Raw genomic sequence first — 14,332 nt, 5'->3', positions numbered from 1 at the left:
TGTAGCACTAATTTGTAACATTAAGCACCCTAAAGGCAAACTCAATATCCTCTCGCTCTCTCTTTAATTGCTTGTTTTGCTCTTCTAAAATATCCCGACTCACTTGCAAGTTAGCAATCTCCTTGCTGATATAATAAATGTTATTGGCTAAATACACTTTAGGGCAAAAAAGCACAAGGGCAATGAAAAATATTCGCAGAGCACTTAAAAGATATGCAAAGGGGAGTTTGTGGCGTGCGCGCAAATTATGTTGTGTATTGATAGAATCCTGTTTATTATGAGATTGTGTGGCATCGCTTGGCATTTATTTCCCTTTCTTTTGAATATCAAATATACGCATTTTAGCACTTCTTGCACGCGGATTATACTGAATTTCTTTCTCATTTGGCAAGAGAGGTTTTTTGGTTATGATGTTACCAAGCGCATTATTCCCGCCACACTCACATTTCATTACATTTGCAGGGCAAATACAACGCAAAGAAAAATCTCTAAAAGCATTTTTAATAATCCTATCTTCGAGTGAATGAAAACTTATAACACACACACGCACATTCGCTAAATCACTAGAACGCGCAAGTTGTTTAAGAGAATCTAAAAGGCTTTGTAATTGCGCCAACTCGCCATTAACTTCGATTCTAATTGCTTGAAACACCCTTGTGGCTGGGTGCAATGAATTTGTGCGAGGCAAAACTTTCCCCACAATCTCACACAGCTCTACTCCGCTTGTAATCGGTCTTGCCTGCATAAGAGCGTTTGTAAGTTTTTTAGATTCTCTAATTTCACCATAATCCCTAAATACGCGCTCTAATTCATACGCACTATATGTATTTATCACGCTATTGGCATTTTTAGCCTGCCTTGTATCCATTCGCATATCTAAGTTGCTTGATTGAAAACTAAACCCACGCACTTTATCATCAAGCTGCATTGAACTCACACCAATATCAGCGATGATAGCGCGCACTTGGTGTAATTGCTCTTTTGATAACCCACTAAGCGCACTGCCAAAATCACTATGAAAAAATTCCATTCTATCGCTTAGTCCAGCTTGCTCAAATCGCGTTTTGGCAAGATTGAGCGCGATTTCATCTCTATCAATGCCAACAATCTTGCATTGCTTATATGTCTCTAAAAGTGCCAAACTATGCCCGCCAAAGCCCAAAGTGCAATCAACAATAATGCCGTTGCTATGAGATTTTAGCGAATCTACAAGCGTATCTTTTAAGATAGGAATATGGGCTAGCTTCATAAACTAATCTTGCTCATATCACCTACACGCAAGAATTCCGCATAAATACACAAAATAAGATTCTCACGATTTTGCTTGATTGTAGCGTCTTTGTCATTGACAAGCACATTGTCAAAAAATTGCGATAAAGACTGCTCTAATCCAAAGAGGGCTTGGATAAACTCCACAATCACAGAATCTTGCACAAAATCTGTGGCATTATGCAAATCTGCAAAGCGTTGCTTAATCTTGCAAATTTCATCGTATAGGACTTGCTCGTGTGTGGAAGTAAAAAGCGATGGCGTGATATGGATATTTTTTACATCACTTATGCCCGATTGCTTGCAAATGTTTGCCACACGCTTAAATGTGCTAAGAAGCGTTGCTTTATCGCTACCTTGCTCAAGCACTTGGATAAGACAAAGCGCGTTTTGTCGTATGCGCACAATGTCTCGCTGTGATTTAGATTCGCTATTTAGTCCAGCAATAACAGCACTAAAAATAGACGGATTGACTTTGAGTGTGCTCTCTAATCGCTCTAAGAAAAAGGATTGTATTGCCTGCATATCGCCTTTAGCATAGCCCACCTGCTCATAAATCTGTGTCAAATCTGTGTGTATATCAAAATGCAAACCAAATTTTTGCACAATTTTAATGATACCATTTGCCGCTCTGCGTAGGGCATAAGGGTCTTTTGAGCCACTTGGAATCTTCTTAATGCTAAAGAGGGCTAAAATACTATCAATCTTATTTGATAGACTCACAATCGCGCTTAAAAGATTCGATGGGAGCTCATCATCTTCACCATTTGGCAAATACTGCTCTTGTATTGCACGCACGATACGCTCATCTTTGCCCAATGCACGCGCATAATATCCCCCCATAATTCCTTGCAATTCAGGGAACTCGCCCACCATTTCACTTAGCAAATCCGCTTTTGCTAAATCGATACTCTCTAAAAGCAGGGATTGTATATCTTTGTTATTTTTCCCTACAAACTCATCATTCCTAAAATGTTTGGCATATTTTTGGCATAAAAATTTAGCGATAATTTCCTCACGCGCAATTTTATCAGCAAGTGTCCCGAGCCCTTGCACAAACAAAATATCGCGCAAATGTGTGGAATCTAACCCCTTTTTTAAGTCATTTTCATAAAAAAATGCCGCATCGCACAATCGCGCACGAAGCACTTTTTCATTCCCAGCCGCAATAAGTGAGGTATCATCACTCGTAGAATTACAAACCACAATAAAGCCATTATAAAGTGTGTTTTCTTTATAGATAGCAAAATACCGCTGATTCTCTTTCATAGAAGTGATGATGACCTCGCTTGGCAAGGACAAAAACTGCTCATCAAACTTTCCTAAAATGCAAGTAGGATACTCCGTGATTGCTACAACCTCACTAAGCAACTCGCAATCTAGTTCGACCACAACATTATGCGCAGATTGTATATTTTTGATTTGCGAGAGGATAATTGCCCTTCTCTCCTCTTGGTTAAGGATAACTTTGTGTCTTTTAAGCGTCTCAAAATATGCAGGTATGTCTTTTACTTTGGTTGGTTTCATATCTATATCGCGATGTCCAAAGGTTTGTGGGATAGATTTAACACCAAAAACCTCTAAATCTAGTGTCCTATCGCCCAAAAAAGCACAGATATTTTGCACAGGGCGGATAAATTCATCGCTTAGATTCCCCCAGCGCATACTTTTACCAAAATGCAAAGACTTCACAAATGCGCTAAAAACTTCTTGTAGCAAATCCGCACAATCTACCCCCGCGATATTTTGCTTGTAATACAACACCTCTTTTCCATCTTTACTCGCTCTTTGTAATTCTTTAGAATCTGCCTCTATGCCATTTTTTGCGCAAAAGGCAATACCAGCCTTGCTTAACACGCCATTTTGATATGCGATGCTCACAGGAGGACCAAAAGATTCTATAACACGCTCTTTGCTTTTTAGTGGGAATTTTGGTGAAAAAATCACAATTCGGCGAGGGGTATAAAAAATGCTTACTTCCTCATCATCGTGGATATGATAGTGTTTTAGCGATTCACGCCATTTGGATTTGATATTGGGAAATTCCTTAAGAAACGGAATAGCAGGAAGTTCTTGGGTTAGAATCTCAATTAAAAGTGTGGTGGTGCTCAAAACTATCTCCCAAAATTAAAATGTATAAGGCGTAATTCTAGCACGCAAAGATGAAAAATGCAAAGCTAAATCGCTAAATACAACGCCAATTTCATAAGGATAAAAATGCAAAGACTGAAATGGATAGCACTCATCACGCTTATTGTGTGTTTTGCAAATGCGTTGCCACTTGACAAAATTAGGGGCAAGTGTGTCTCACCTGATGAATTTAATCAAAAACAAAAAGCCATCATTATTAAAGCCTTTAATTACGGGGTAAAAAGTGGCTATGGCTACACAATGGCAGCTATCGCGTGGAAAGAATCTTGCGCAGGGGAATATCGCATAAATTTAAGCGACCCATCAGCTGGCATTTATCACGCCTACATACCAGGCGTAATCAAAAAACACAACGAAGAAGATAGCTCTTTTATGCGTAATATGGTCGCTGAATTACTTATGCGCGATGATGATTATGCCTCAAAACTTGCTCTTGAGGAGCTCTTGTATTGGCATAAAGTGCGCGAGGGTGATTGGCAAAAAATCATAAAATCTTACAACAAAGGTTTTAGCTGGGAAAAAGACACCCAACGCAACAAAATGGCAAATGAGTATTACCAAGATGTAAAAAAATGCGTCCAACTCCTCCAAAACTATATCCCAAAAATCTCTTCAAGCCTTGCAAAAAAAGCAAAAAATGATATTGCCATTGCCTCACTTGGTGGAGATTCTACACCATTGACACATAAAGTCGCTACACCAGCAACACAAACACAACCAACAAACAAAAAACAACCCATAATGACACATCAATCCAACACACTCTCAAAACCCGTTACACAAAGACAAACAATAACAAAAAGCACACAAACCACAAGCAAAGCACACAATACAAACGCCTATACAAGCAAATTCTACCTCCTTAATGAATAAACCACAAAAATAACTGCTATTCTTTCAAATCTATTTACTATAAGTAAGTAATTTCGCCGATATTTACACTAATGTATCTTAGGCTGTGGAGTTTTTGGGCATTGCCTCACAATTACACAACTCCATAGCTCAACCAAATTTTGGCATTCTTACTTAAAGTAATGCAAGGAATGAGAATGAAAAATATGCGATGTAGTGTAGTGGTTGTTTGGCTGATGTCTCTTATGGTTTTCTTGCACGGACAAGAAGAGATACCAAAATGCTATGAAAGCCAAAAATGGTATGTCAAGCTCCCTGTCCTCTGCCAGCAAGATTCACAATCTATGGAGTGCTTGTATCTCTTTGACAAAGCTGAGCAAAGAGCCATCTACGCACGCATACAAAATCAAACGGCACAAAATGACGCACAAGCCATAATTTTCACAGATACAACAAATCCGCTTATAACATATAGCATTACGCCAGATTCTAATATCCTCACACAAAACAAAAAAATCAAAAACTCCAAAAAAACACAAGAAGAGCATTACTTAGTGGAGCAAACATCGTGCGCGTATATTGATGGAGCACGATTTAGCAAAGATTGGGAAAATATCAACACTGCCACAGCTACACAAAAAGACACAAAATTTCGCATTGAGAAGCGAGATACAACGACTTTGCGATTTGTGATAGAAATAGGACAAAGCCCCAATCAACAAACTTCTAGTGCAGAGTTTTATCTAAAACCCCTTAGTAGCACGCAAGCTCACATTATCTATGCGCAAAATACACTTTGTAAGATTCTCATCACCAAAAGAGAGGGGGTTTTACTCATCGGGCAATTTGAATCTAAAGGCGTGTGCGAAGCCCTCTATGGGAATGAGCTCTCTCCTCTTGCTACACAATACGAACTCATAGACCAAACGCAAAAATAAAGAAAGAGTCAATAAAATATCTTCATTGACTCTTTAAGGCTCAACTTGCCACAGATTTAAACACCTCCATAATCACTTCGCTTACAATCTTTGCATCTTGCATACTCATACTTTGCGCACAAGGGATTGAAAGCTCTGCATTGTAGAATCTATCCGCACATTCACGCACCTCCTTACTCACTAAGAAATCTTTTTGGCAAAGTTGCTTATATAAACTAAACTGGTAAATTGGGCGATAATGCACTTGCACGAGCATTCCATTTTTATGCAATGAAGCAAAAATCTCTTTTTTTCTCTGTGCTAAATCGGGGCGCAAAAAAATAGGATAGAGATGATGAGAGCTCATTATATGAGAATCTCGCGCCATTGTGTCAAAAAACTCATTGTTAGCAAAGACTTCATCATAAAATTTTGCAATTTCTCCACGCCCAGAGAGGAAAGATTGTATCTTTGTGAGTTGTGATAATCCTAGAGCCGAGCCAATCTCACTTAGACGAAAGTTAAATCCACTATGAGTGCAGTCATACTCCCACGCCTCACCTTTTATAACGCCGTGATTAAGAATCTTGCTTGCGAACGCATAAATTTCCTCATCATTTGTCATAATCGCTCCACCCTCAGCAGTGGTAATAGGCTTAATCGCGTGGAAGCTAAAAATACTCACATCGGCAATCCCGCCAATCTTGCGCCCCTTATAACTCCCGCCAAAAGAGTGCGAACTATCAGAGACCCAAATAAGATTATGTTCTTTGGTAATGCAGGCTATCTCATCGCAATCCACACTTTGCCCGCCATAATCCACACTTACAATCATCTTAATCATATCTTTTTTGGGGTGGGATTGTAAAATTTCTTTAATGCTTTGTGAGTCGATATTGCCATTTTCTTTAATATTAGCAAATATCGGTGTAATACCATTTTGAAGCATCATATTACTTGTCGCTACAAAGGTTATGGGCGTAGTAATAGCATAAATATGAGAATCTCGCGCCCAATATTTGGCTTTCAGCGCGAAAAAAGTCGCATAAAGTGCGGAGGTGGCGGAGTTTAGCACAAGCGCATATCTTGCGCCTACAAATTGTGCGAGGGCATCTTCAAATCTTTTTGTAATCTCTCCCTGCGTTAAATGCGAGCTTTTTAGCGCACGACAAACGCTCTCTCTATCATCAGATTCTATAAGTTGTGTGCTATAAGGATACACTTTCATCTAAGGAATCTTGTAAGTTTTTAAGAAAGGAGCTTTGAAACGCGCTCGCTATCAAGTCTATTAGGATTATGTGAGCTCCGCAAGTAATTACTCATATTTCTAAAAAACTTAGCGATTTTGCCTTCTTCTTTAGGTTCTTTGTCGAGGTTTTTAAGCAGACCTTGACTTTTGACATCTTTGGTTGCATTTTCTTCTTGGGCATTAAGGTTGTTGTTTATGTCAATAGAAAGTCTATCTATGGCTGGTTTGATTTGCTTTTTAATTTCTTTAACCTCATAATTAAACACTTCTATTTCGCGTTTATCTCCCTCTAATAGCGAAGTATCAAGTTTAATTGCCTTTAAAACCACACTTCCTTTAGAATCCTTAATATCCACGCCAAAAACCTTGCTTCCCTCAAATTTTGATTCATCAATGATATTATCTACCTTAGCGCGGATTTCGCCTAGTTTTTTTTGGTTGTCATACACCTTTTGAGCTTTTTGTGCGTGAGAGTCAATAGAATCAAGGGATTTTTTGAGTGTTTGAAGTTTTCCAATACTTGCATTTGCGGACTTTATAGGCTCTGATGCAAATGGAGAGTGAGAATCTTTTATATCATCTGTGGCAGAAGTGGTGGGCTTTTGTATGAGCGATTTAAGTGTGGGTGGCTGTGTGGCTTGAGTCCCTGACTCATTGCCAAGTTTTACTTTTGGATTGTTTGGTGCGGCATTACTTCCTGTTGCTGGAGTATTTGTGGTTGGCGTGATAGTCATAAGATTCTCCTTAAATTCCTTAAATCTTTTATGGTTGCAATAAGCAAAATTTAAGCCAAATTCGTAACAAAGTGAAACTTTGTAAAATTCGACAATAAAATACAGATAAAATGTAATTTTTTACCAACATATTGAAAAAAACTCGCTAAAGTAGTGCGTATTTTTTACGCCTTTAGATTCTTTAAACGAGATTCTCACAAATAGCCCAAAATTCAGGCAAGCAGGGAATCTTTAAACTTACTTAAGGAGATTTGTATGGGTTTGACTTTAGGCATTGACATTGGTAGCACGACCGCAAAAATCGCGCTAATGGAAGATGATAATATCATTTACAGGCAATATGAACGACACTATTCCAAAGTGCGTGAAAAAAGCATTGAGATTGTGGAGGGCTTGCGCCCGCTTATTGGAGATAGGAGCTTTAAGGTGTCTATCTCTGGTTCTGCTGGCTTTGGAATCTGTAAGGCTGTGGGCATTGACTTCGCTCAAGAAGTCTTTGCGACCGCGGAGGCAATCAAATTCTTAGAACCTGATACTGATGTGGTTATCGAGCTGGGTGGAGAAGATGCCAAGATTTTATTTCTAAGCGGTGGGACAGAGGAGCGAATGAATGGCTCTTGTGCTGGCGGCACAGGTGCATTCATCGACCAAATGGTAACCCTGCTTGCCATTGATGCAAAAACTTTTGATGAAATCTCCTTACAACACAACAAAATTTATCCTGTGGCAAGTCGTTGCGGTGTGTTTGCTAAAACTGATGTCCAGCCACTGCTCAATCAAGGCGTGAATAAAGAAGACATTACGGCAAGCATTTTCCAAGCCGTAGTCGATCAAACCGTGAGCGGACTAGCACAAGGGCGTAAAATCAAGGGAAAAGTGATGTTTTTGGGCGGACCGCTATTCTTTTATAAGGGATTGCAAAAGCGATTCCAAGAAACGCTCAAACTTGATGATGAACACGCCATTTTCCCAGAATATGCGCAATACTCTGTTGCTATCGGCGTAGCACTTTGCGCGAGGGCAAACTCAAAAGAATTTACTTGCGATGGGCTTTTAGAAAAACTCAAAGAATCCAAAAATGTCGCCTCAAGCAACAAATACCTTGAGCCACTTTTTGCCAATAAAAAAGAATATGAGGAGTTTATCACAAGGCACGAAAGCGCGAGTGTCGATGAAATTGACATTGATGAGGCATTCAAACGCAATGATTACAAAAAACTTAACGCCTACATTGGGATAGATTGTGGCTCTACGACTACCAAACTTGTCATTATTGATGAATTTTATAGAATCCTCTATCAATTCTATAATTCCAATCAAGGCAATCCTGCAAGCGTTATCCACCACCAACTCCAATACATTTATGAGCACTTTGGCGATAAAATCACTATCAAAGGCAGTGCCGTTACAGGATATGGTGAGGAGCTTATCAAGGCTGGGTTTAACCTAGATTCTGGACTTGTAGAGACCATAGCACACTTAAAAGCCGCTCAACACTTTAATCCAAAGGTTGATTTTATTATTGATATTGGCGGGCAGGATATGAAATGCTTTTATATCAAAAATTCTACGATTGATTCTATAATGCTTAACGAAGCGTGCTCGAGTGGTTGTGGGAGCTTCATCGAAACTTTCGCACGGTCAATGGGCTATGATGTGCAAACTTTTTCACAATTTGGGTTAGAATCTAAGCACCCTGTGGAGCTTGGAAGTCGTTGCACGGTCTTTATGAATAGCTCGGTTAAAGAAGCACAAAAAGAAGGCGCGGGCATTGAAGATATTAGCGCGGGGCTTTCAATGAGTGTGGTAAAAAATGCTATTTATAAGGTTATCCGTGCGCGCGATGCTGATGATTTAGGCAAACAAATTGTCGTGCAGGGTGGGACATTCCTCAACAACGCTGTGCTACGAAGTTTTGAAAAAGAAATTGGACGCAATGTCATTCGCCCTAAAATTAGTGGGCTTATGGGTGCATTTGGTGCAGCACTTTATGCCAAGGGACTAAACCTTGATAGCTCATCAATCATTACCAAAGAGGCACTTGAGAACTTCAATCATCACGCAAAAGCCACTGTGTGTAGCCTCTGTGGGAATCACTGCAATCTTACCATTAACCGCTTTAGTGATACTTATGGAGCAAAAAAATTCATCTCTGGGAATCGCTGTGATAAGCCACTAGGCTTTAAGAAAATTGTGCATTTGCCAAATATGTATGAATACAAACTTGAGAAATTGCGTGATTTATTTGCCTATAAAGGATTCAATAAAGAACAAAGTGTAGTGAAATTTGGCTCAAAAGGCAAGATTGGAATCCCACTAGGGCTTAATATGTATGAGAATCTGCCATTTTGGCACACCCTACTAAGTGAGCTTGGATATGAGGTAGTCGTCTCTAGTATGACTACCCGCAAGACTTATGCGCGCGGACAATACTCAATCCCAAGCGATACCGTGTGCTATCCTGCAAAACTTCAGCACGGACATATTGAAGATTTGATGGACAAAGGTTTGGAGGTGATTTTTTACCCCTGTATGAGTTACAACTTCGAATCTGATGAAAAGCATAAAGACACAAGCACAAATAACTATAACTGCCCTGTGGTAGCTTACTATCCAGAGTTATTAAACTCAAATGTCGATAGATTACGCGAAGTGAGATTCCTCTATCCGTATGTGGGCTTACATAAAAAAGATGAGTTTTATAAAAAATCTCTTGATTTTTTTGTTAAAGAACTCAAAGTGTCTAAAAAAGAATACGCCAAAGCTCTTGAGAGAGCATACGCATATAGAGAAGCGTGGCTTGATGACATTCAACAAGAAGGTGAGCGCGTGCTCGCTCACATAAGAGAACATAACCTTAAAGCTATCGTGCTAAGCGGGCGACCTTATCACATCGACCCTGAAATCAACCACGGCATTGACAAGCTCATAAATTCGCTTGGATTGGTGGTTTTGAGTGAAGATTCCATATCACACTTAGGCGATGCACAAAATCTCCAAATCCTCAATCAATGGAGCTACCATTCACGGCTTTATAATGCTGCTGAGTTTGTCTGCCACAACGAAAATATTGAGCTCGTGCAGTTGGTGAGCTTTGGTTGTGGGATAGATTCTATTACTACTGATGAAGTGCGCGACATCTTAGAAGCACGCGGTAGATTCTACACACAAATCAAAATTGATGAGATTAGCAACCTTGGCGCAGTCAAAATCAGAATCCGCTCGCTACTTGGTGCTATGGAAGAAAAGATTTCAGGCAAGAAAAGTCCGCACACAAGCATTCTTTTCTACAATAATATACAACAAGAAATGCGCAAAATGACCGCATTGACAAACTAAACTCAACACAAAGGATACACAATGACACAAAAAATGACAATGACACAAGGGTTTATGGGGTTTCAAGGCTTAGATTCTGCAAACAATCTTCCAAATGTGCAAAAATGGAATGTGGGTGTGGCAAGCAATAACGCCACACTAAAAGGCGAACGCGAAATTATCAAAGTCCCTTTCACAAAAGAGATGAAAGAAACGCACAGCATTTTAGTGCCAATGATGCTCCCCATTCACTTCCGCTTCTTAGTGAATATCTTGCGTTTGCACGGATATAAGGCGGAGTTGCTTCATAACGATGGCAAAGGCGTGGTTGATGAGGGACTTAAAAATGTGCATAATGACACTTGCTATCCTGCTTTGCTTGTGATTGGACAGATGATAGACGCGCTTAAAAGTGGTAAATGGGATTTAAGCAAAGTCGCCCTGCTCATCACACAAACAGGTGGTGGTTGCCGTGCGAGTAATTATATCCACCTTTTGCGTAAGGCGTTGAATAAAGCTGGATTTGGGCAAATCCCTGTGATTTCGCTCAACTTTAGCGGGTTAGAAAGCGGTCAAGGCTTTAGCGTTACGCGTCCAATGCTACAAAACCTCCTATCTGCGATTGTGTATGGGGATTTGCTAATGAATATCGCTAATCAATGCAAATCTTATGAGCTTAATAAAGGCGATACTGACGCGATGGTGGATAAATGGGTAACTAGACTTAGCACTGTGGGCACAAACGCGGGACTTACAAACTATAAAGCACAAAAACGCGATATGATGGAGATTCTCAATGACTTCGCCTCTATCCCTAGAAGCAAAGAACGCAAGGTGCAAGTGGGAATCGTGGGGGAGATTTATATCAAATTCTCGCCACTTGGGAATAACAACCTAGAGGATTTCTTGTTGCAAGAGAATTGCGAGGTTGTGATACCGGGATTCTTGGATTTTTGTCTTTACTGCATAAACGATAGCATTGTGGAAAACAAAATGTATGGTGGTAAGCTCTCCACAAGGATTATTTATAAAATCGTGTTTGAGTATTTTTGTCGCAAACAACAAGACCTTATCAACATCATTAAAAAACACGGGGTTTTCCGCGCACCAGCAGCTTTCAAACACACCAAATCACTTGCTGATGGCTATGTAAGTGAAGCGATGAATATGGGCGAGGGTTGGTTGCTTACTGCTGAAATGCTTGAACTTATCGAGCAAGGTGTAAATAATGTCATTTGCACGCAACCTTTTGGTTGCTTGCCAAACCACATCGTAGGACGCGGAATGATGAAAGTCATTAAGGAGAAAAATCCGCAAAGCAACATTGTTTCAATCGATTATGACCCAAGTGCTACGCGTGTCAATCAAGAAAACCGCATTAAACTAATGCTTTCAAACGCAAAAAAAGAAATGCAAGAAAAAGCATTACAAGAAGCATAAAATATGAGCCACAACCCCTTTGAGATTCTACAATCTCAAAGGTTGCAAACGCTCAATTTTCACAAACCTCACAACAAATCACTAAAATCACCTAAACTAAGATTATCTTTTTGAAGCACTAAGTGCATACACGAGGTTGCGTAGCTCAAAAATATCATCATTTGGTGCTTGAATACCCTGTGGCAAATTACTTGGCATAAAAACTTCGCCATTACAACCATACCCATCAAACTTACTAACTTTTAGCGTGCCAAGAACGATGCTCTCTCTTGCTCCTTCCCAAACTGATGCAGTGTCTTTAATCCTATCAGTTTTATTTGGCACAATAAGCGTCAAATCAAACTCCACAGGAGCTTTTGATAGTGCTTTTTTGAACGCAGATTCTAAAAATTCATCATTTAGTCCATCTAATTCTTCTTTGCTTAAACCCTTTATACCCGCCTTTGGGATAAAGCTAAAGCGCGCCAAAAGCAAATCTCCATTTGATTGCAAAAACCCAAATGTATGCACGCTATGATACGCGCTATTTGCGAAGCTAGGTGTAATTGGCAGAGATTGAACTTCTTTGGCAAAGTTTGCAAACGAGCGCACTTTTGCTCGTTGTTTATCTGCCTTATCTTGCGTGATTTTACCCTCTTTTTGTTGCACTTGCAATCGCATAAACTGCTTAAACTCACTCGCATTAGTGGCAAAAGTTATCCTCGCATTTGTCATTGCCATTTCCCAGCTGTCATTTTTGCCCTGTATTTTTAGTGCTAAGGAGCGATTTTTTGACTTATCGCTTTGTTTTAGATTCCCACCTGCTAGAGAAAATCGCACTTTCACTTTACTTTTATTATGTAAAAGCGGGATAGCAAAGTCCTTTGCCACTTCTTTATTAGGGATAAACTCCCCAATAGCGCAAAAACCCTTAGCGTGATTGATTTTTTTATGTGGATTTGCCTCCTCTGCATTAAGTGTGTAAAAATACTCTACAATCTCTTGTGCATCATCTTGCACATCTGCTCTTAGCACACCAAAAAATCCCAAAAATACTACAACAAGCACTTTTAGTCCATTCCAAACAAAAGTTTGTGAAATTCTTTTTTGCATTCTTACTTCCTTACAATAATTTACAATCCAAACATTGTAGCATAAAACTTTCTTTAGAGAATCTTCGCGCTTTTAGATTGTGAGATTCCTATGAGTTGCACCTCATCACCACTTACTAAGGATTGCAATGTCCTTATTTCCCCATCTTTTTCAATCTGCACAAATGCGCTTAAACGGTGTGGGTCTCGCGCGCTTATGGCATTACATAATTGCTCTATGTCATTTGTGGCGCACTCAAATCTATGTGTTATCCCCTGCGTTAGAGCATTTGGAAGTGGGCTAAGCGCAAACTCACAATCTTTTAACGCTCTTTGAATAGCGAAGTTTATACTCTCCTCAAGCATTGCAAGTTGCGAATGCTTTGCATTGATTGCCCCTTCAAAACTTAAATGTTGTAACATTTCTTTTAAATATCCTAACTGCTCAACTTTAGCAAGAAACACTTGTGTAAAACTTTGTGTAAGATTCTCACTTATATCATCGATTCGTTGTAGCCACTCAAATCTATCGGGCAATAGCATTTCAATCGCAGCACTTGGCGTAGGGGCGCGCATATCAGCGACATAATCACTCATTACCGTATCACTCTCGTGCCCTACTGCGCTAATGATTGGTGTCCTAGCACTATAAATAGCGTCCGCGACAATCTCTTCATTAAACGCCCATAAATCCTCCATACTGCCTCCGCCCCTGCCAATGATAATGACATCAAAGCCTTTAGGTGTCCCAAAAAAGCTATCAATATATGCAATATTTGTAGCGATAGATTCCTTTGCTTTCTCGCCTTGCACGAGGGTATTAAGCACAAAAAACTTCGCAAGATTCCACCGCTTTTGTGCAACTTTTTTAATATCCTCTATTACCGCACCTGTGGTAGAGGTGAGCACCGCCACACGCTTTGGAAATACTGGAATTGGCTTTTTGTTATCAAAATATCCCTTTGCTTGAAGCGAGGTTTTTAACTGCTGATAGGCGAGCGAAAGCTCACCTATACCATCTGGCAGGACTTCTAGGCAGTTTATTTGGTATTCGCCACGCGGTATATATACACTCACACTTCCACGCACAATGAGGTTTAATCCTTCTTGCATTTGGAATCTTAGCTTGCTTGCATTGCCTTTAAAAATCACACAACGCACTTGAGAATTGCTATCCTTAAGGCTAAAAAAAATAAAACCGCTACTATGAATGGTAAGATTGCTTACCTCGCCTCTTACGCTTACTTGTAAAAATGTGCTCTCCAAAAGAGCTTTTATTTGGCTATTAAGCGTGCTTGGCGTGAGAACTTGCATATTTTATTATAGGACTAC

11 protein-coding genes are annotated in these 14,332 nt (G+C 39.8%); 4 read left to right on the top strand and 7 right to left on the bottom strand.

Features of this window, described 5'->3' with window-relative positions; all coding sequences use genetic code 11:
* Window positions 1–7 precede the first annotated feature (7 nt).
* Genes ACWIWK_RS03835 through glyS form a run of 3 tightly spaced genes read right to left on the bottom strand, consistent with a single transcriptional unit; the run spans window position 8 to window position 3,381 of the window.
* A complete protein-coding gene (locus tag ACWIWK_RS03835; protein ID WP_454151000.1) occupies window positions 8–304 on the bottom strand; it encodes a hypothetical protein in 297 nt (98 codons plus the stop codon).
* Window positions 305–1,249 carry a 16S rRNA (cytosine(1402)-N(4))-methyltransferase RsmH gene (gene rsmH, locus ACWIWK_RS03830; RefSeq protein ID WP_454150998.1) on the bottom strand — a complete coding sequence of 315 codons (945 nt, stop codon included), beginning with the start codon at window positions 1,247–1,249 and terminating at the stop codon, window positions 305–307.
* On the bottom strand, window positions 1,246–3,381 hold the full coding sequence (glyS, locus tag ACWIWK_RS03825) for a glycine--tRNA ligase subunit beta (protein WP_454150997.1): 2,136 nt from the start codon (window positions 3,379–3,381) through the stop codon (window positions 1,246–1,248). The genes rsmH and glyS overlap by 4 nt, the downstream gene beginning before the upstream one ends.
* A 105-nt stretch (window positions 3,382–3,486) precedes the next feature.
* Here glyS and ACWIWK_RS03820 point away from each other — a divergent pair, with 105 nt between their 5' ends.
* Both ACWIWK_RS03820 and ACWIWK_RS03815 read left to right on the top strand, forming a co-directional pair.
* Complete coding sequence (locus ACWIWK_RS03820; RefSeq protein WP_454150995.1) at window positions 3,487–4,293, top strand: hypothetical protein; 807 nt, start codon at window positions 3,487–3,489, stop codon at window positions 4,291–4,293.
* Between the two features lie 176 nt (window positions 4,294–4,469).
* Window positions 4,470–5,210 carry a hypothetical protein gene (locus ACWIWK_RS03815; RefSeq protein ID WP_454150993.1) on the top strand — a complete coding sequence of 247 codons (741 nt, stop codon included), beginning with the start codon at window positions 4,470–4,472 and terminating at the stop codon, window positions 5,208–5,210.
* Window positions 5,211–5,250: 40 nt separating this feature from the next.
* Here the strand turns inward: ACWIWK_RS03815 and pseC are convergent, their stop codons facing one another.
* A complete protein-coding gene (pseC, locus tag ACWIWK_RS03810; protein ID WP_454150992.1) occupies window positions 5,251–6,417 on the bottom strand; it encodes a UDP-4-amino-4,6-dideoxy-N-acetyl-beta-L-altrosamine transaminase in 1,167 nt (388 codons plus the stop codon).
* A 20-nt stretch (window positions 6,418–6,437) separates the two neighbouring features.
* Entirely contained in the window at window positions 6,438–7,172 is a 735-nt protein-coding gene (locus ACWIWK_RS03805; protein ID WP_454150991.1) for a hypothetical protein, read from the bottom strand.
* Window positions 7,173–7,427: 255 nt separating this feature from the next.
* On the opposite strand from ACWIWK_RS03805, the gene ACWIWK_RS03800 reads away from it, so the two are divergent.
* Together ACWIWK_RS03800 and ACWIWK_RS03795 are read left to right on the top strand one after the other, a co-directional pair.
* Window positions 7,428–10,511, top strand: coding sequence for an acyl-CoA dehydratase activase (locus tag ACWIWK_RS03800; RefSeq protein WP_454150989.1), 3,084 nt, complete (start codon window positions 7,428–7,430; stop codon window positions 10,509–10,511).
* A 21-nt stretch (window positions 10,512–10,532) separates the two neighbouring features.
* Window positions 10,533–11,930: a 2-hydroxyglutaryl-CoA dehydratase gene (locus ACWIWK_RS03795; RefSeq protein WP_454150987.1), complete on the top strand. Its 1,398-nt coding sequence runs from the start codon at window positions 10,533–10,535 to the stop codon at window positions 11,928–11,930.
* 102 nt (window positions 11,931–12,032) lie between these two features.
* Here ACWIWK_RS03795 and ACWIWK_RS03790 read toward each other — a convergent pair whose 3' ends face one another.
* The gene (locus ACWIWK_RS03790; RefSeq protein WP_454150985.1) at window positions 12,033–13,022 is read right to left on the bottom strand and encodes a catalase; all 990 of its coding nucleotides are present in this window, start codon (window positions 13,020–13,022) and stop codon (window positions 12,033–12,035) included.
* A 53-nt stretch (window positions 13,023–13,075) separates the two neighbouring features.
* Window positions 13,076–14,314, bottom strand: coding sequence for an exodeoxyribonuclease VII large subunit (gene xseA, locus ACWIWK_RS03785; protein ID WP_454150983.1), 1,239 nt, complete (start codon window positions 14,312–14,314; stop codon window positions 13,076–13,078).
* Window positions 14,315–14,332 lie beyond the last annotated feature (18 nt).

The sequence above is a fragment of the Helicobacter sp. 23-1048 genome, from assembly GCF_053654545.1.
This window is presented reverse-complemented; position numbering and strand designations above follow the sequence as displayed.

What these genes read in the sequence shown, in the direction of transcription:
- ACWIWK_RS03835 (WP_454151000.1), bottom strand. Translation starts at nt 304, where the DNA reads ATGCCAAGCGATGCCACACAATCTCATAATAAACAGGATTCTATCAAT.
- rsmH (WP_454150998.1), bottom strand. Translation starts at nt 1,249, where the DNA reads ATGAAGCTAGCCCATATTCCTATCTTAAAAGATACGCTTGTAGATTCG.
- ACWIWK_RS03820 (WP_454150995.1), top strand. Translation starts at nt 3,487, where the DNA reads ATGCAAAGACTGAAATGGATAGCACTCATCACGCTTATTGTGTGTTTT.
- ACWIWK_RS03815 (WP_454150993.1), top strand. Translation starts at nt 4,470, where the DNA reads ATGAAAAATATGCGATGTAGTGTAGTGGTTGTTTGGCTGATGTCTCTT.
- pseC (WP_454150992.1), bottom strand. Translation starts at nt 6,417, where the DNA reads ATGAAAGTGTATCCTTATAGCACACAACTTATAGAATCTGATGATAGA.
- ACWIWK_RS03805 (WP_454150991.1), bottom strand. Translation starts at nt 7,172, where the DNA reads ATGACTATCACGCCAACCACAAATACTCCAGCAACAGGAAGTAATGCC.
- ACWIWK_RS03800 (WP_454150989.1), top strand. Translation starts at nt 7,428, where the DNA reads ATGGGTTTGACTTTAGGCATTGACATTGGTAGCACGACCGCAAAAATC.
- ACWIWK_RS03795 (WP_454150987.1), top strand. Translation starts at nt 10,533, where the DNA reads ATGACACAAAAAATGACAATGACACAAGGGTTTATGGGGTTTCAAGGC.
- ACWIWK_RS03790 (WP_454150985.1), bottom strand. Translation starts at nt 13,022, where the DNA reads ATGCAAAAAAGAATTTCACAAACTTTTGTTTGGAATGGACTAAAAGTG.
- xseA (WP_454150983.1), bottom strand. Translation starts at nt 14,314, where the DNA reads ATGCAAGTTCTCACGCCAAGCACGCTTAATAGCCAAATAAAAGCTCTT.